Below are 18,384 nucleotides of genomic sequence, written 5' to 3' on the forward strand. Positions count from 1 at the left end.
ATGCAAAATGAGGCAATTGAGCCAGGCATCAAGGAGGGGGATAACCCAGTTGCCAAGCAAATTTTTAAGCCCAGTTCTTGGCTTACCAAGATTGATTATATTAATCACCTTGTCTTATTTAATAATGTCATAATAGCAGTTTTGGCCGAGCGAGGCGCTGGTAAAACGACTTTTGCTGAGCTGCTGCAATTAAGTCTTAATTCGCCAATTAAAACGCATCTGATAAAGGCGGTGGCGCCTTTTTCACAGGAAGATTTCTTAACACAGCTGGATGCAGTATTCCATTTTCGCATTGATTCAGAAATTAACCTTGCAAAATTAGTGAATCAAATTAATGATAGAAAGGTGCATGTGCTTATTATCATCGATGATGCGCACAATTTATCAGATTCTTTTTTGCAAGAAGCTTTATTGGAACTCAAACATCAAGGAGACAATGGCTTCTTTCACCTTTGTTTCATTTCTGATTTTTCATTAGTTACAAGTTTAAATAAGCTGGAACCCAATTTAATTCATACTTTAGAGCCTGGTGTTTTAACAGAAGCAGAAACAAAAACGTACGTGTTGAATTCATTACCCTTCACTAAAGTCCTCGATAAGTCAATGAGTGAGAAGCGGTTAGAGCAATTTTATCAGCTAACCGGCGGTAATATCGCTCGGATCAACACGCATATGAGGGATTATTTTTGTTCTGAATCTGAACAATTAATTGAACGACACAAATCATTTATTAGGAATATGGGGTTCTTAGCGATTGCCGCCATTGCTTTACTGGCTTCGTCTTATCTGTGGCAAAATCAGTTTCTACCTTCCTCCGCAAGTTTTCAAGATGAGATGGAGTACGATGTCTCCGAGCTTGTTGCAGAAGTGAGTCAACCTTTACCTTCTTTAGTCCCTATAATTCCTGCTATTGAGAAAGAACCGGTTTTGGTGAGTCAATTACCGGATATTAATCAAGCCTTTGCCAGTAGACCCAGTGAAATACCAGGGTGGTTAACGGCTTCAGTAAGACAGCAAGTGCAACCCTCCCCTAAACGGGTGCTGGATTTTGCAATTGATGAAGATGAAAACAATGACTCATTAGTGGTTAGAGATAGGGTGGTTGTGATTCCAAAAACGTTGCATCCAACAAATCCAATGCCAAAAGTTGCTTCTGCAAAACAACCTCCAAATAATTTAAAAAAGGTTGCAAAAGTAAATGCCAAAAAAGGTCAATTTACTATACAGGTATTAGCCAGTCGTAAGCGAGATGACGTCATGCATTTTGTGAATAGCCATAAGATGACTGCGAATGCAAAAATTCGCTTAACCAAACGGGATGGTTTGGATTGGTACGTATTGACCATTGGTGAGTTTGGTCAAGTAGAGCAAGCCCAAGCTGCAATCAAAATGCTACCTACTGAGCTTGCGAAATTTAATCCTTGGATTAGACCAGTCGGCTCCTTAAAGGCAATTGGCTAAAAGAGTACATGAGATTGGCTTTGTGCAAACATTGGGCTCTGTTTCCTCCTCACTTGGGCTGAATCATCTACACATCCCTGAAACCCAGTCCAGCAGCGCTCGGCGTCCCGCGGCTTGTCCGTGGGATTCAGGAGCACTGCGCTAAAAGGCTAGATCTGCGGACAAGGGGGCGTAAGCAAACAGGTGATCAAGAGACAGCTCGCTTGGGTTGGACCAAGGCCCAATCTCCATTATTGCTTAACTTAACTGGATTGCGTCTCCACCATGTTAAATAGCCAATTGCAGCCATTCCCATGTACACAAGCATGAGTAGGAAATGAAAAGGCAATTGCTTGTGCAAGTACATGTAAGCATAAATGACATCGGTAAAAAACCAAAAAATCCAAGTAGCGATTGCTTTGTAACACATTAACCATTGTGCAGCTAAGCTTAGTGAGGTAGTGAGCGCATCGAGTATTATTACATCAGAGCGGGTAAACATAACAAGCAAAGTACTTATCAGTAGGAAGCAACTCGGGAGCAAGACTAACAGTAAATACCAATGTTTTTTAGAAAGGGATCGAATGTTTTCTCGTTGCGGAGTTGGATTTTGCCAGACATACCACCCATAGCAAGTGCTAAAAAAATAAAAGGATTCGAGGATCATGTCGGCATAGATACCTTTTTGCCAATAGAGAAAAGCATTAAGACATGTAGCGAACAAGCTCGTTAACCAAGCTTTGCTATCAAGGCGAATGAAATAATAAGTGGATAAAAGTGAAATAATTGCACCAAGTATGTCTAACAGCATAAACAATTCTCTACGAGGGCGTGACCTGAGCCTATTAAGGGTTATAAAATTGGCCGCTTTTTTGCATAATTTTTTCAGCTAAATTTTATGAAAAAGTCAACACTAATATATCAATGGATTTAGCATTACCTACCTTACGCTTTGGGCAAATTTTATAGTAAACTGACAAAGGTGGGAATAAAAAATTTCTGTTATCTTTATCCCTAGAGTGTAACCGCGCTCTAGTGAATTTGAGGTTTGCAAGGAGAGAGAACATGTATAAAAGGGTATTATTCGCGACTGATTTCGATGAGGTAGGAATTAGAGCCGCGCATAAAGCAAAGAAAATTGCTGATGAAAATCAAGCAGAATTATATCTCGTTCATGTTGTTGAGCCGATTCCTGCCTATGCTTATCCAGGATTTGCTGGATTTGCTGAAGTTGAAGTGTCAATACGCGAGCAAGCCGAGAAAGAATTAGCCACGCTAGCTAAGCAGTTGGGAGTGGATGAAAAGCATTGCATGATTGAATTTGGTTCCACAAAGAACGAAATTCTTCGTGTCGCTCAAGAAAAGAAAATTGACTTGATAGTGACTGGCAGTCATGGGAAACATGGGTTAGCCCTACTCCTTGGCTCTACTGCTAATGCCATTCTTCACGGGGCAGAATGCGATGTGTTGATTGTACGTCCAATGCCTTCACATGCAAAATAAACATCGGGTGTTGATCTCTATTGGGATTAACACCCCAATCTATAGCCCTCCAGCGTCATTTCAAAAATGAGCCTAAGCTATACTGTTCACTAGGACCTGAATAAATGCATAAATGGGGCTGCGATGATCTATCAACGCATTATGGTCGCTGTGGATGGAAGCGAAATTTCCTATTTAGCTTTGCAAGAAGCCATTCGATTAGCTAAGGATCAACATGCAGAACTACGTATTGTGCATGTTATTGATGAAAGTATCGTTTATACCACTGAAAGTCATGTTGATTATGCTTCTCTTTGGCAAGTCTATCGTGAAGAAGGCTTGAAATTTTTAGATAAACTGAGCGAAGAGATTCGCAAAGCGCAGATTGCATTTGACTGCAAATTAGTTGAGTTAAAGCCTTTTTCAGGGAAGCTTGCTGAAAAAATTGTTGAAGAAGTTAAAGTGTGGCTTGCCGATTTGCTTGTTTTGGGTACTCATGGCCGACGCGGTTTAAATCATTTCATTTTAGGGAGCGTAGCAGAGAGTGTCATCAGAATTGCACCGACCCCTGTCTTACTCATTCGAGGTCGATGAAACCTCTTTTAAAATAGATTACTCTTCTTCATCCCGCGGGACATCAAGTAAAGAAGAGGGCCTAGATCAAGTGCTTCATAAACCATATTTTCGCTAAATTGGCGACTATATCCAAGGCGCCGGGCTCTTCAAAAAGATGAGTCGCACCGGGAACTATTTCCAGTTTTTTAATGCAGTTCATTTGTGCCATGGCTTCTTGGTTCATCTCAATCACCACTTCATCATTCCCCCCCACGATTAAAAGCGTAGGTGCTTTTAGCAAGGGTAGACTATCACCTGCTAAATCGGGTCTTCCCCCACGAGAAACAACTGCTTTAACGTATTGAGGTCTTCTTGCAGCCGCTACAATCGCTGCTCCTCCCCCTGTGCTGGCCCCAAAATACCCAAAATTTAAAGAATAATCACTGAGCTCATCTGAGCACCAATGGGTCGTGTCAAGCAAACGAGAGGCAAGAAAGGGAATGTCAAAACGAAATTCGCGAGTGAAATTGTCAATGGCATCTTCTTCGGGTGTTAATAAATCAAACAATAACGTGGCTAACTTTGCTTTATTGAAGACTTTAGCGACGTATTGGTTACGCACACTCAAACGACTACTGCCACTGCCATGCGCAAATAACACCAGGCCTATGCATTCTTTGGGTATATGTAAAATCCCATTAAGTTCGGCTTCAGCAATGGGAATAGCAATAGCGTGGTCGATACCTGCAGTAAAACTCATAAGTTCATCCTTAAGCTGATGGATTCGGGAAGGTTTGGTTCGCTTTGGTAAGCAGTGTAAATACTTCCTCATCCGTTGTTTGAGTAAAATCTTCATACCACAAACCCACGGCATAAAAATTAATGGGTCTAAGCGGACAAATCAATTTATCAGCTAATCCTATTAACTCTTCGCAAGTTGATCGAGCAGCGACAGGTACTGCAACGATAATCGAAGAGGGGTGTAATTGACGTATTGCCTTCAGCGCAGCAAACAGGGTTGCACCCGTTGCTACGCCGTCATCGACAAGAATAACCGTCTTATGGTTGAGTTGCAGGGGAGGCTTATCTTGGCGGTACACAGACTCACGTCGTTTAAGCTCAGCTTCTTCCGCATTGATCGCGCGTTGGATAGCCGTCTCAGGCAAATTTAAAGAATCGATGATTTGGTGATTAAAAAAAACGATTCCGCCAGTCGCAATGGCACCCATTGCAAGTTCCTCATGTCCTGGAACCCCCAATTTCCGAACAATAAAAACATCAAGAGGGATTGAAAGAGTCGCTGCTATTTCATAAGCGACAGGAACGCCACCGCGGGGTAAAGCTAATACAATGGTATTTGGCTTGTTTGCATAGTCTTTTAGTAGCCCGGCAAGCATTGTCCCTGCTTCGTATCGGTCGATGTATTTTTCCATATCATCTCATCCTAATTTCTAAAAGAATTATGCGTATTGTATTATTCTTATAAAGTATAGCTTGGTTAAAATAAGGACGTTTCATGCATGCAATGCTCATGCGAAAACCACGGCAACCACTAGTGTATGCTGAGGTCGAAAAGCCTAAACCGCAACCGCATCAAATGCGCATTAAGGTGAGTGCTTGTGGAATTTGTCGTACTGATTTACATGTTGTCGATGGCGAGCTAGAAAATCCTAAGCTTCCTCTCATTCCAGGGCATCAAATTGTGGGGCATATTGACGCACTCGGTAAGAAAGTCAAAGGATTTGAACTTGGCCAGCGAGTTGGGGTTCCCTGGTTGGGTGGGAGCTGTGGAACGTGCCCATTTTGTTTATCAGGACGTGAAAATCTTTGCGATCAAGCTCGCTTCACCGGTTATCAGATTGACGGTGGCTTTGCAGAGTATTGCGTAGCTGATGCGCATTTCTGCTTTCCAATACCAGCAGGCTACCCTGATTATCAAGCTGCACCTTTATTTTGCGCAGGATTGATTGGTTATCGTGCTCTTTTAAAAGCCGGCAAAGCAAAACATTTAGGGTTATATGGCTTTGGTGCCGCAGCGCATATTTTGATACAAGTCGCTCGCCATCAAGATCAAGAAGTCTATGCATTCACCAGCCCTGGTGATCGTGCTGCACAAGAGTTTGCTTATCAATTAGGAGCAACTTGGGCGGGAGATTCAGCGCAAAAATCGCCGCAACTCCTTGAAGCCGCGATAATATTTGCTCCAATAGGTGACCTTGTTCCACTGGCGCTTCGTAACACAGCAAAAGGAGGAACGGTAGTCTGCGCAGGCATTCATATGAGTGATATCCCAAGTTTTCCTTATGCTATCCTTTGGGGGGAGCGTACGTTATGTTCTGTGGCCAATCTAACACGAAAAGATGGTGAAGAATTCTTATCTTTAGCACCTCAAATTCCAATCAAAACAGAGGTTCATACTTATCCTTTACGTGAGGTGAATCGAGCACTTGACGATCTTCGTCATGGACGGTTTACTGGTGCTGCAGTGATCACAATCTGAGCGTAAATTTAGTCTTTTACTCTGGAGTTTGAGTGTGTTATTAAAAAACTCCTTCTCTTTAAAGATTATTTTTTCCATAATACGAGCGATTTTTACGCTTAAGGAACCATTATGAAAAAATCCATGCGCTTAACGCTGTTATTTGTGGCTTGTATGTCGGCATCGTGTTTTGCAGAAAACTCTTTTTATCAAAATGGGTACTTGCATTTAAACACTGCTTTAAAAAGATTAGATGCAGTATCTTGTGATAAAACGGCCACACAATGCGTCGCTGTTGGTTTTGGTGGCGAATACCATTTGCATGAGCGTTTAGCGTATGCGAGCCAAGACGGCGGTTTAACATGGAGTGAGCCCACCGTTTTAGCATCCCCCAAAGAAGAAATTACTCCTGTTTTAAGCGACAGTCCAAATCCGGCCAATATCCATTGCGATGAATCTGGGCAACAGTGCATCGTGACCAGCTCCGCCATTATTGAACGCGTTCCGACTCCGGTGGTGTACACAACGAAAGATGGTGGTGTCACTTGGAGCACCCCTAAGACATTATCACTCCCCAAAGGAATTGACAGAAACCAAATTTATGAAAATGACTCTCTATTTACCGCGATTTCTTGTGATCAGGCAGGCACTGTTTGCACAATAGCTGGCGGCTTAGCTGGCGACAATGAAGCCACTCCATTGATTTATACCACCAAAGATGCGGGGGAAACGTGGAAACTATTTAGCGCATTAAAACAGCCCTTTTATCAAGCCCCTTCTACATTTTATCATGGCACCTTTTTATCAGGGGTTAGTTGTAATTTCTCAGGCCGGAACTGCGTAGCCGTGGGTAATTCTGTCATATCAACGTCTTTTTTCGGTGATCGATATTCAAGTCACTCAGTGGCTTATTCTACTCAAGATGGCGGGGAGCATTGGAGCAAGCCCATTGTATTACCGATGGAAGAAACGCAGAGTAATGTAAGTACGTTTGTGGATGTGGCGTGTGATGGAGCAGGCATGCAATGTACGTCAATTGGTTATATCTATGATTTTTATACCGCTGCCTTCCAGCCCTTTTCCTTCACTACGCATAATGGTGGTTTAGATTGGGACGGTATGAATTTAATTACCCAAAAAGAAGGTAAACATGTTCTAAATTCGATCCATTGCGATGATTCAGGAAAACATTGTGTTGCTGTTGGGTGGGAAACCAAGCGTATCACCACAATTCCTATTTTAAAACCACTTGTTTTTACGAGCAACAATGCTGGAAAAATGTGGGAAAAATACACCGACATGCCTTTTCCTAATTCATCTAGGTTCAATGACATTTTTTGCAACAATACAGGTGAGCAATGTATTGCTGTGGGCACGCAAGTCGATGCAAGTTTCTTTGCAGCAAAACAACTCACAGCATCATTGAATAAGCATTTACCGTTTACACTGCATAAGCCCCAATTTAAAGCGTAATTTATGGGGTAGTGATAGTTCACTTTTTAAGGTGAGCTATCACTTAACAGGAGAATTATTGCTCGTTTTTTGAAATGTTAGATCGTTTTTAATCCTAAACTCTGGACAAGAGAAATATTTTTTACCATCATTGATGATTCTAAAACAGAAAGAAAAAATGAGGATCAGTATGGAAAAAATAAGAATAGCAATCGTTGGCCTCCTTTTAATGAGTTTGTGCCAATTGACCACAGCAACACAAACAAGCAAACCGGAATCGATTGATAACGCCAATCAGAAAGCCATTTTATTTTATGTGAACGCGTATCGAGCTAAACACGGTTTAAAACCGCTCAAACTCAATAGGTTAATGTCAGAAGAAGCAGCAAAACATAGTCGTGATATGGCCAAACATGCTATCCCCTTTGGACACAAATACTTTGACAAACGCATTCATCGCCTATTTGCCAAAATTAAACAGTGCCAGGGAGGATCTGAAAATGTCGCTTACAATTATAGAGACGGAGAAGAGGTTGTACGCAATTGGTTAACGAGTCCAGGCCATCGGCGAAATATTATGGGAAATTATAATTTGACGGGTATAGGGCTAGCACGAGACAAAAAAGGGAAACTTTATTTCACTCAAATCTTTTTACGTACAACCAATCCAGTTTATCAAGCAAAATCAATAGGATAGCTTAATATTTTTAACGGTGATGGTTGCTCTTTTGCAGGAAGTAATACATAGTGTAGGTTAGACTGTAGCAAATGTGGAAGAGTAATTGGAAAGAATACAAAGTTTAAAGTTAGGATTACTTTATGGTGTGATATCCGCGTTTTCCTTTGCGACGATGTCTGTTTTTGTTAAAAAAATTGGGGGTTTATTACCCACTTCACAGTTAATATTTTTCCGATTTGCCATTAGTTTAATGATTCTCCTCCCTTGGATTATTACGGATAAAACATTCCGTTTAAAGGTAGAGCACCCAATGCAATACGTAGTGCGAATTTTAGCAGGATTAATGGCATTGTTTTGTGTTTTTTATGTTGTAAAATTTCTTCCACTTGTCGATGCGCTTTTATTGAATAATACTGCGCCTCTATTCGTTCCATTAATTGCCTGGGCTCTGCTTGGCGCTAAAACGCCTAAAAAAGCAATTTTAGGGATTATAATAGGTTTTTTAGGAGTAGGATTAATTCTTAATCCAGGCCATGAAATTTTATCTTTTGCCTCCGTTATTGCACTTGCTTCTGGTTTTCTGACCGCCCTAGCTATCGTACAAATGCGGATCATCAGTAAGAGCAGTTCTACGAAACAAATGTTATTTTATTACTTTATGATCAGTACGTTAGCATCGGGTTTTGTGGCAGCTCTTCAGTGGGAATCCCCAGAGTCATCTGAGATTTGGCTATTTTTGCTGGCAATTGGGGTGTTTGGAACTTCTTATCAGATTTTTGCTACGTTATCTTATGCTACGGCTCCCGTGCGCTTAATGTCTCCGCTTGTTTTTCTGATTGTTGTTTTTGGCGGGTTTTTTGATTGGCTAATTTGGGATTACGTTCCTAATTTATTCACATTATTAGGCGCAATATTGGTTATTATAGGAACGATTATTACGGTTTACTTTGGTCACAAAGAAATTGATTTTTTAAAAAATAACCAGAGGTAGTCCGTATAACCTAAGTCATACGGACTGATAGAGCCATTGCTAAGCAGCCATTTCTAAACTTTCTTCTTTAAGCGATTTAACAATCGATGGTTTGTGATGTAGCTCTGAAAAATAGCGTGTTAAATGAGTGAGTTCTTTGGTATCAATTCCCATTTTAGAAGCCCATAAAAGCATGACAAATAAATAGGCATCTGGCATCGTGAAGTGATCGCCCGCTATAAAATTCGTTTTACCCAGCTGTTTATTAACATAACTGAGTTTTGATTTAATTGCAGGGATAAAAATTTTTTCTCTCATTTCAGAAGTAATAGCTGGATTGAATAAATTACCAAAAGTCTTGTGCAATTCAGTGGAAATGTAATTTGACCATCCGAGCACCGTGTAACGCGACAAATCTCCGATTGGAGGGCATAATTTTGTTGCTTTAAATTCATCCACTAAGTACATCTGAATAATAAGATTTTCAGTAAGAATTTGCTTATCATTTAATTGAAGAGTAGGTACGGCACCTTTTGGGTTAACGGATAAAAAATCGTTGTTTTTCTCAGTTTTTTTCGTTTTTAGATCAACAGATTCGTATTCACAATCTAATCCGATTTCATTAATGATAATGCGTACAGCAAGTGAACAAGCACCTTGAGTATAGTAAAGTTTCATGGTTATCCTTTTTTTGTAGTTACCTTTCATTTGTAGCTTGCTTTATGAATAACTACAAGTCTCTGAGGCATTCTATACTTCAAATCTTTTCATTGTCCTTTGTGAGAAGGAGGGCGCCCGTTAAAAAAATAAAATACGCGAAACCCGTCAATGCGCAGTAAAAACCAAACAGGCTATTACTATGCGATTGATATAAATGATTCGCTATTTCTATTCCCACAGCTTGAGTACACATCCCAATCATACTCATCAAGGCAGAAGTGGTTCCTTTGCCAACGGGGGTACAAAAAAGAATAAATCGGTTGAGTGGTGCGCCAGCGATGCCCAATCCAAAAAAGTAGATAATGAAACCCGGTAGCAACCAAATAAAAGAATTGCTTAATGCAAACGGAAGGATAAAGCTCGCGAGTAAACCCACTCCTAAAATAATGGAGCCCAGACGGAGGATTTTTTTCACGGTACCACGGTGAGTCAAGCGCTGAAGGACCCAATTACCCATGATGGTCGCTCCAAACAAAGGCACTTGCCATAAACCATACTGGATAACAGATAATTTTGCATCGGCAATTAAAATGACCGGGGCAAGGGCTATCCATGCCACACAAGGTAATCCCATTAACCCGAGAGCGATTGATCCAAACATAAAAGGGGCATTTGTGAATAAATTTTTATAATTATTGAAAACAGTTCGCGGTGCCAATGAGACGCGTTGAATTTTTTGCCCATCCCTTTTAGTTTGCCCAATTGGTTCAGGCATGAATCGCCATAAACCCCAAAGTGCAAAGAGAGCGAAGGTACCGATAAGCACAAAAATCAGTCGCCAACTGAAGTAGTGAATAAAAGCAGCTCCCAGCAATGGCCCTAAGAGGGGTGCGATTGTTGACACATTAGCCATAATGGCAATTAAGCGAATGGCATCCATCTCCGCGAAAATTTCTTGCAAGGTGGCATAGCCAATAACCCCAATGAAACATAAGCCCATCCCTTGAAAGAAGCGGGCAACTAAAAATTGATCAATCGAATTAGAACAAGCAATCGCTGCGGTGCAAAGAAGAAAGAGTAAAGCACCTGAAAGCATAACAGGTCGTCGGCCATAGCGGTCAGAAATGGGTCCAAGGAATAATTGCAAACTGGCCCCTCCTAAAATATAGGCAGTAAGAGAGGTAGCGACTGCAGTTTCTGGTCCTTTAAATGATTCAACGACTTTAAGCATGCCTGGCATGATCATGTCGTTTGCCACATAAGTAAGAAATTCGTAAAGCACTAGAAAGCAAGCGAATACCAGGGCTTGTTTACGTGTAATAGGAATAAGTGGTTGAGCCATGGTGGTTCTCTATAAGATGATTGTTCAAGCTAAGTAATTATACTTTAAGAATTGCCAAACTGCTTATTATATACTCATGACACTTCGTCTTGTTAAGTATCTTGGATATCGGAGCTTTTCGTTAAATTTTAGATTGTATCAAAAGCATTATTCTTTCTTTTTTATTCTCTGCTTATACCAGTTAACTAGCGTAGACCAAAATGCAGCAATACTCACAAGGAGTGTGAAAAGTAAAACAGCTATGACCATTTGAAAAACAGAGAAATTCAGTGCGTCACGAGACACAAACAAGCCGGTTATTGACCCCGCTATAACGAAAAGCACTCTGACTAGCCATCCTATCATTCTATTCTTCCTATGAGCAAACGAACTAGTTTTCTATTCTAATTTAAATTTATGCGGAGTACTGCTTACGGTAGAAAGTTGCCTTAAATCAAGTCTAGCAATGATTGTCATCATCGTGGTGTTATTGATTTTACGTTGCTTTCTAAGCAAGCGTAATTCTTGACGCGCACCCTCCAGGGCTGAAAGTCGGAGTTGCTGTTCAAATTCTATTGCTTTCATGCTGGTTAATTTTTCATCTTCGGCACCAATATTTGCGGCAATGTAATAATTGAGGCCGGCTATAAGCGAATTACCTACTTCCAGGCAGAGCGCTGCATCTTGCTCACTGGCGTTTGCACACAAAAGTTGCATTTGATTGGCAATGGCCTTAACCCCTGCTTGAGCTGCAGCAATACGGGCTTCATTTTCTTCATTACTAGACGATTTATGAATAAGCGTATTTAGTCCCGGCAAAACTAAAGGAAGGGCTACTGTGCTGATAAGCAGAGAACAAAGAACGACACCAACGACTAAAATCACTAAAAGATCGCGTTCCGGAAAAGGAGATCCATCATTCATTAACGCGGGCAAAGATAAAATAGCGGCTAAAGCAATGGCCCCCCGTACTCCGCCCAAAGAAATGACGGTAACGATTCGTAAATTTGGCCAACGCCAAGTCGTATGACGATGCCGAGCGATTAAAACTTCAAAAGGAATGGTTAAATAAATCCAAAGCATGCGAAGCAAAGCCAGGGTTATTGTGATGAGAGCAACCATTTTTGCGCAATCGAACAAGCTGTAGCCGGTGTTGGCTAATAACTCGATGGAATGAGGTAGATATAATCCTAAGAGAATGAAAATGAGTCCATTTAAAGTGATATCAAGCATCCCCCAAACAAAATGACCTTCAATACGCATTCTTGCTAAGGTTCTATCTAAGAAACCTGCTTTATCCACTGTAAAGCCAGCAGAAACTGCAGCCAGTATTCCCGAGAAGCCTAATTTTTCCGCGGTCAGATAGGCGGTAAAAGGTAAGAGTAATAAAAGCAAATTTTCAGTGGTTGTTTCATGCTCGTTTTTTCGCGTCAATTGACCAAGCAGAGTAATGAAAAGATAAGTTAAAATAACCCCAACGATTATTCCACCAAAACCAACGAGAATAAGACTAGTCATTGCTTTACTCAATGAAAAAACGCCAGTGAGCATAGCAGCGACAGCAAATTTAAATGAAACAAGCCCAGAAGCATCATTTAAAAGTGCTTCTCCTTGTAAGATATGTAGAATTCGCTCGGGTATTCTTACCTTGGCAGTCATTGACCTTAGGGCGACTGCATCAGTAGGAGATAAGGCTGCAGCCAAAGCAAAAGTAGCGGGTAATGGCAGTGTTGGAATGAGCCAATGAACTAAGTAACCAATGCCTGCAACAGTAAAAAAAACGAGACCAATGGATAAAGTAATAATAACACGTTTATTCGATAGAAATTCTCGTTTAGGGAATTGCCAGCTATCATTAAAAAGCAACGGTGGAATGAATAACAGCATGAACAATTCAGGATTGAAGCCAATGTGAAAAACTGGAAAAAAAAGAGCAATAAAAGCCCCTAAACTAATCTGAATAATGGGTGTAGGCAGTGAGGGTATAAATCGCGAAATAACTCCGGACACAACCATTAAAAGCAAGAGAATAAGACACACCAAAGCACTTTCCATGATTGCTATTACTCCAGACCTATTTAACGAAACGATTTGCGCAAAGATTATCGCGCGTTAACACATATTAATCAAAAAAAGGTAAAATATAAAATTTTAGCGGAGTAGGTCGAGTAGGGCAGAGTAAACGCATCTAATTTTTGCACAGAAATACTTATCTTTTTGCCTATTTGCAGGGTACAAAGCGCTGAACGCAGACTATTGGGTTTGATATAGTACTTTTAGGTGTCTTTACTCGGGAGTAAATTTAATTCGCACGTGACCTCCCAACTCTTGGCAGTAACTCCATCAAGGAGATCCTTCGCTTCGCTCAGGACGACAATACCTCTGTCATCCTAAGCAAAAGCGAAGGACACGGATTATCCAAAGAATCTAGGAGTCTCTCCATCACTGGCTCCTTAGGGAGGTCGAAAGAATAATGCTTTTAGGAGAATGCTGCTAATGTGGTATAAACACGAGGCTGACGTCATCACGATTTGTGTCTATGTGCAACCTGGGGCAAAAACGACTGAGATAGTAGGTGTATACGGTGACGCGCTTAAAATCCGTTTAAATGCTCCACCTATTGCAGGAAGGGCAAATGAAGCACTATTAAGCTATATAGCCAAGGGCTTTAATGTCCCTGTGCGTCAAGTCAAATTGGTGCGTGGAAGTAAAGTCAGGCATAAAAAACTTACCATTACGGGGAGTTCTGTTTATCCAGAAGAGTTTTTCTAATTAAGCTATGTGAACTCTTTGTTTGCCGTTGAGCTATAATTACCAACTGATCTGATTGGATTGTAGGACCGGCGTTAAAGCGTGGCAAGTAGGCAAAAAGATAAGTATTTCTGTGCAAAAATTAGATGCGTTTGCCCTGATTTTAGGTTATTACATTTTTCAATCGAGGATAAACTCGGTATAATCTTTTCTTTTTAGATTTTGATAAATATGAAGCTGTTGCGTGGACTGACTGAGGTTCCTTATTTTGCGAATGGCAGTGTAGCGGCTATTGGAAATTTTGATGGAGTCCATCTTGGGCATCAAGCGTTACTCGCTACGTTACGTGCACAAGCTGATGCACTTCAATTACCTATGGCGGTTCTCGTCTTTGAGCCACAGCCTGCTGAATATTTTCGAGGGCCGCAAGCACCTGCTAGGCTGACAAGCTTACGTGAAAAGACAGAGGTGCTGAAGTCTTGTGCAGTCGACTATCTGTGCTGTCTTAAATTTAATGAAGCTTTTGCCTCGCTTCCGGCTGAAGATTTCGTCCAGCGTTATTTCTTTTCCTGGTTGCACGCGAAATATGTGTTAATCGGAGAAGATTTTCGCTTTGGATATAAGCGGTTAGGTGATGTCCAATTACTGCAACGACTTGGTGGTAATCAAGGATGTGTTGTTGAGACTTTTCCTGATTTTTCGATTAATCACCATCGCGTAAGCTCAACTAAAATCAGAGAGGCATTGGCTCAAGGGCACCTTGAGCATGCATCTGCACTGCTTGGCAGAACGTTTAGCCTCTGCGGCCGAGTCGTTAAGGGAAATGAACGCGGAAGACAATGGGGTATTCCTACCGCTAATTTAACCATGCATCGCTTGGCGTTACCTCTAAAGGGGGTATTTTGTGTCAAGGTTCGCAGAGCGACGGGTGAGTGGTTAACCGGTGTGGCAAATTTAGGGAGTAGACCCACGGTTGATGGAACGAAAAATATACTTGAAATTCACTTATTTGATTTTGACGGCAATTTGTATGGTGAGATGTTACAGGTGTTTTTCTTGCACAAATTACGTGATGAGGTTAGATTTTCATCAGTAGAGACCTTGATTAAGCAAATCCATGACGATATTGCTGCGGCGAAAGCGCAATTTCGCACATGTCGATTTGAATTTAATTTAACCGATTAGCCTTCCTAAGTTGGAATTGGCAAAGACGATAGGTTGACCTATTACCATTTAACGCGTTAACAGAGTAAGCATAATGGCAGAATACAAAGATACTTTAAATTTACCTGACACTTCTTTTCCAATGAAGGCTAATCTTGCCCAGCGCGAGCCCCAAATGTTAGCGAACTGGGAAACCGAAAGTATCTATGAAAAAATAAGACAAGCAAGCAAAAAATTAAAGCGTTTCATCCTGCATGATGGGCCTCCGTATGCTAATGGTCATTTACACTGCGGCCATGCACTTAATAAAATTCTCAAAGACATTATTACTAAATCGAAAGCATTGAGCGGATTTGATTCTCCCTTTGTTCCTGGTTGGGATTGTCATGGATTGCCAATTGAGTTGAATGTGGAAAAGAAAGTGGGCAAAGCCGGCATGAAAATCAGTGCGAGTGAATTTCGTGCTAAATGCCGTGAATACGCAGCAAGCCAAATTGATATCCAACGTGAGGAATTTAAACGCTTAGGCGTATTTGGTGATTGGGCACATCCCTATGTCACTATGGATTATTCTTATGAGGCAAATATCATTCGTGCACTGGGTAAAGTCATCGAAAATGGGCATCTGCAGCAAGGATTTAAACCGGTTCATTGGTGTATCGAGTGTGGGTCTGCATTGGCCGAGGCCGAAGTGGAATATGAGGACAAAACTTCACCCTCCATCGATGTGGCATTCTACGCCATTGAGCCTCAGGACATTTTGAATTTGATTGCAAGGAATTTACCTGTAAAGCCGGTCATTGTTCCTATCTGGACAACAACCCCTTGGACACTACCGGCCAATGAAGCAGTTTGCTTACATCCAGAATTTGGCTATGTTTTAGTGGATACAGGGGAAAATTATTTTTTACTCAATGCGGATTTGCTTGAGTCTGTCATGGCTCGTTACGGCATCAAGGACTACACTATCCTAGGCCAAATAAAAGGAAAAACGTTTGAGAAAATTGCATTAAAGCATCCATTTAACGACCGAGAAGTGCCCATTATTCTGGGTGAACATGTTACTACTGACTCAGGCACTGGATGTGTTCATACTGCACCTGCTCACGGACCAGAGGATTATCAAGTAGGCCAGGCTTATCATCTCCCGCTGATTAATCCAGTGATGGTTAATGGCTGCTACGCGAGTGATGTTCCTTTATTAGCTGGGGTTTCTGTTTTGAAAGGGAATGAGCAAATTATCGAAATATTGCGTGAACGCCATGTGCTTTTGCACCTCGAATCAATTCGTCATAGTTATCCTCATTGCTGGCGTCATAAAACACCCATGATTTTTCTTGCCACACCTCAGTGGTTTATAGCCATGGATAAAAATGGCTTACGTCAGGCCATTAAAGCAGAAATTGAAAAGGTCAATTGGGTTCCCGACTGGGGTAAAGCACGCATCGCAACTATGGTTGAGACCAGACCTGATTGGTGTATTTCCAGGCAACGCGCTTGGGGTACTCCCATGCCTTTGTTTGTACACAAGTCAACGAGAGAACTTCATCCTAAGTCTGTTGAATTAATTGAGAAAATAGCCTTAAAGGTTGAGCAAAGAGGAATTGATGCGTGGTTTGATCTCGATGTTGCTGAATTTTTAGGGACTGATGCAAAGGAATACGAAAAAATTAATGACACTCTTGATGTCTGGTTTGATTCTGGCGTATCTCATTACTGTGTGCTAAAGCAAAATGAAGCATTGGGTTTACCCGCTGATGTGTATTTTGAAGGTTCAGATCAGCACCGTGGTTGGTTTAATTCATCACTGACTACAGCAGTTGCTATTTATGGTCATGCTCCTTTTAAAACGGTATTAACTCACGGTTATACTGTGGATGCGGAAGGAAAGAAGTTATCGAAATCCAAAGGTAATTACATTGCTTTGGATAAATTAGTTGCTCAACACGGTGCTGATATTTTGCGTTTGTGGGTTGCCTCCACGGATTATCGTCATGAAGTAAGTATTTCGGAAGAAATTATCAAACGCAATGCAGATGCCTACCGTCGTATTCGTAATACAGCTCGTTTTTTACTGGCTAATTTGTTTGATTTTGTCCCCGAGGAGCATACGCTCGATACATCTAAGTTGATTGAACTCGATCGCTGGGCGATTAAGCGCTGTCAAGACTTGCAAGAGGAAATTAAAGAAGCGTATAAGAATTATTACTTTCATGTGATCTATCAAAAAATTCATAATTTCTGTGCAGTTGATATGGGTAGCTTTTATTTGGATGTGATTAAGGATCGCCAATACACCACAGCAAAAGACAGCTTAGCAAGGCGCTCATGCCAAACGGCAATGTATTATATTATCCACGCCCTTACTCGCTGGCTAGCTCCTATTTTGTCTTTTACAGCGGATGAAATCTGGCAGTTCATACCGGGTAAAAAAAGTGAGTCCGTATTTCTTGAGCAGTGGTATGAACAATGGCCACAAATTCAAAATGTTGATATGCCATTTTGGCAGCAATTGCAAATTGTTCGTGATGAAGTGAACAAGGCCCTTGAAAGTAAACGCAAAGAGGGAGTAATCGGCTCCGCTTTGGCCGCAGAGGTCATTGTTTACGCGGGAGAGTCGCTTTTCCCTCTTTTAAGCAAGCTGGGGGATGAATTGCGTTTTGTCTTTATTACTTCTTCTGCTATTGTAAAACCAATGAGTCAATGTGAAGCTCATGCTTTGAGAAGTAATGAATTCGATTTAGCAGTTGCAGTTCGAGCCAGCGATTATGAAAAATGCAGCCGCTGCTGGCATCGTCGAGAAGAAGTGGGTTCAGACGCCGAGCATCCTGAATTGTGTCAACGATGCATCGGCAATATTAGTGGTCGTGATGAGGTGAGGCATTTCGCATGAAAAAATGGCCCTGGTTTCTTTTAAGTCTTGGTATAGTACTTGTTGACCAGCTGAGTAAATACTGGGCGGCTTCTAATCTGATTCCTTATCAACCAGAACCGCTTTTTTCAATGTTTAATTTTACCTTGGCTTATAATACGGGTGCTGCTTTTAGTTTTCTGAGCGGTACAGGCAGTTGGCATCGCTGGTTTTTTGCTGGATTCAGCATTCTTATGAGTTTAGTTTTGGTGGTGTGGTTAGCAAAGCTATCGCCAAAGGCAAGACTGCAATCTTTAGCTGTGAGCTTAATTCTGGGTGGCGCCGTAGGAAATTTATACGATCGAGCCATGTGGGGGCATGTTGTCGACTTTATTGATCTCTACTATGAAAACCATCATTGGCCTGTTTTTAATTTGGCTGATAGCGCTATTTGTATCGGCGCTTTTTTTCTGTTAGTGGACTTGTGTCGCAATGGTTCTCGAGAAGAGTAAAACCGATTGCCGCTGTAAGCACACAATCGGTTACTCCTAAGCTACTTGAACAGTGAAACGTGAGCAGT

At 41.3% G+C, this 18,384-nt stretch carries 17 protein-coding genes; 11 read left to right on the forward strand and 6 right to left on the reverse strand.

The window, feature by feature from the left end:
- Positions 1-1,461 (forward strand): AAA family ATPase, encoded by a 1,461-nt coding sequence (locus B5D33_RS01425; protein ID WP_058452527.1) that lies wholly within the window; start codon positions 1-3, stop codon positions 1,459-1,461.
- 187 nt (positions 1,462-1,648) lie between these two features.
- Here the strand turns inward: B5D33_RS01425 and pnuC are convergent, their stop codons facing one another.
- Positions 1,649-2,251 (reverse strand): nicotinamide riboside transporter PnuC, encoded by a 603-nt coding sequence (gene pnuC / locus B5D33_RS01430; protein ID WP_058452528.1) that lies wholly within the window; start codon positions 2,249-2,251, stop codon positions 1,649-1,651.
- A gap of 254 nt (positions 2,252-2,505) precedes the next feature.
- Between pnuC and B5D33_RS01435 the strand changes: the two genes are divergently transcribed.
- Both B5D33_RS01435 and B5D33_RS01440 read left to right on the forward strand, forming a co-directional pair.
- Positions 2,506-2,943 carry a universal stress protein gene (locus B5D33_RS01435; RefSeq protein ID WP_058452529.1) on the forward strand — a complete coding sequence of 146 codons (438 nt, stop codon included), beginning with the start codon at positions 2,506-2,508 and terminating at the stop codon, positions 2,941-2,943.
- A 123-nt stretch (positions 2,944-3,066) separates the two neighbouring features.
- The gene (locus B5D33_RS01440; RefSeq protein WP_234802427.1) at positions 3,067-3,516 is read left to right on the forward strand and encodes a universal stress protein; all 450 of its coding nucleotides are present in this window, start codon (positions 3,067-3,069) and stop codon (positions 3,514-3,516) included.
- 61 nt (positions 3,517-3,577) lie between these two features.
- On the opposite strand, the gene B5D33_RS01445 is transcribed toward B5D33_RS01440, so the two are convergent.
- Positions 3,578-4,237: a dienelactone hydrolase family protein gene (locus B5D33_RS01445; RefSeq protein ID WP_058452530.1), complete on the reverse strand. Its 660-nt coding sequence runs from the start codon at positions 4,235-4,237 to the stop codon at positions 3,578-3,580.
- Positions 4,238-4,247: 10 nt separating this feature from the next.
- Entirely contained in the window at positions 4,248-4,910 is a 663-nt protein-coding gene (locus B5D33_RS01450) for a phosphoribosyltransferase (RefSeq protein WP_058452531.1), read from the reverse strand.
- A gap of 83 nt (positions 4,911-4,993) precedes the next feature.
- On the opposite strand from B5D33_RS01450, the gene B5D33_RS01455 reads away from it, so the two are divergent.
- The 4 genes from B5D33_RS01455 to B5D33_RS01470 all read left to right on the forward strand — a co-directional run bounded on the left by B5D33_RS01455 (position 4,994) and on the right by B5D33_RS01470 (position 9,078).
- The gene (locus B5D33_RS01455; RefSeq protein WP_058452532.1) at positions 4,994-5,977 is read left to right on the forward strand and encodes a zinc-dependent alcohol dehydrogenase family protein; all 984 of its coding nucleotides are present in this window, start codon (positions 4,994-4,996) and stop codon (positions 5,975-5,977) included.
- Positions 5,978-6,088: 111 nt separating this feature from the next.
- Positions 6,089-7,429, forward strand: coding sequence for a sialidase family protein (locus B5D33_RS01460; protein ID WP_058452533.1), 1,341 nt, complete (start codon positions 6,089-6,091; stop codon positions 7,427-7,429).
- A gap of 169 nt (positions 7,430-7,598) precedes the next feature.
- Positions 7,599-8,105, forward strand: a complete 507-nt coding sequence (locus B5D33_RS01465) for a CAP domain-containing protein (RefSeq protein WP_234802428.1) — start codon at positions 7,599-7,601, stop codon at positions 8,103-8,105.
- 85 nt (positions 8,106-8,190) lie between these two features.
- Positions 8,191-9,078: a DMT family transporter gene (locus B5D33_RS01470; RefSeq protein WP_133140965.1), complete on the forward strand. Its 888-nt coding sequence runs from the start codon at positions 8,191-8,193 to the stop codon at positions 9,076-9,078.
- A gap of 39 nt (positions 9,079-9,117) precedes the next feature.
- Here the strand turns inward: B5D33_RS01470 and gstA are convergent, their stop codons facing one another.
- The 3 genes from gstA to B5D33_RS01490 form a co-directional block, all read right to left on the reverse strand.
- Positions 9,118-9,735 carry a glutathione transferase GstA gene (gene gstA, locus B5D33_RS01475; protein ID WP_058452535.1) on the reverse strand — a complete coding sequence of 206 codons (618 nt, stop codon included), beginning with the start codon at positions 9,733-9,735 and terminating at the stop codon, positions 9,118-9,120.
- A gap of 79 nt (positions 9,736-9,814) precedes the next feature.
- Positions 9,815-11,059 (reverse strand): MFS transporter, encoded by a 1,245-nt coding sequence (locus B5D33_RS01480; protein WP_058452536.1) that lies wholly within the window; start codon positions 11,057-11,059, stop codon positions 9,815-9,817.
- Between the two features lie 378 nt (positions 11,060-11,437).
- Positions 11,438-13,093 carry a Na+/H+ antiporter gene (locus B5D33_RS01490; protein WP_058452538.1) on the reverse strand — a complete coding sequence of 552 codons (1,656 nt, stop codon included), beginning with the start codon at positions 13,091-13,093 and terminating at the stop codon, positions 11,438-11,440.
- A 441-nt stretch (positions 13,094-13,534) separates the two neighbouring features.
- On the opposite strand from B5D33_RS01490, the gene B5D33_RS01495 reads away from it, so the two are divergent.
- The 4 genes from B5D33_RS01495 to lspA all read left to right on the forward strand — a co-directional run bounded on the left by B5D33_RS01495 (position 13,535) and on the right by lspA (position 18,316).
- On the forward strand, positions 13,535-13,810 hold the full coding sequence (locus B5D33_RS01495; RefSeq protein WP_058452539.1) for a DUF167 domain-containing protein: 276 nt from the start codon (positions 13,535-13,537) through the stop codon (positions 13,808-13,810).
- A gap of 210 nt (positions 13,811-14,020) precedes the next feature.
- Positions 14,021-14,974 (forward strand): bifunctional riboflavin kinase/FAD synthetase, encoded by a 954-nt coding sequence (ribF, locus tag B5D33_RS01500; protein ID WP_058452540.1) that lies wholly within the window; start codon positions 14,021-14,023, stop codon positions 14,972-14,974.
- 73 nt (positions 14,975-15,047) lie between these two features.
- Positions 15,048-17,846: an isoleucine--tRNA ligase gene (ileS, locus tag B5D33_RS01505; protein WP_058452541.1), complete on the forward strand. Its 2,799-nt coding sequence runs from the start codon at positions 15,048-15,050 to the stop codon at positions 17,844-17,846.
- Positions 17,843-18,316, forward strand: a complete 474-nt coding sequence (gene lspA, locus B5D33_RS01510) for a signal peptidase II (protein ID WP_058452542.1) — start codon at positions 17,843-17,845, stop codon at positions 18,314-18,316. The genes ileS and lspA overlap by 4 nt, the downstream gene beginning before the upstream one ends.
- The last annotated feature ends 68 nt before the right edge of the window (positions 18,317-18,384 follow it).

Source organism: Legionella maceachernii (assembly GCF_900167045.1).
GTDB lineage: Bacteria > Pseudomonadota > Gammaproteobacteria > Legionellales > Legionellaceae > Tatlockia > Tatlockia maceachernii.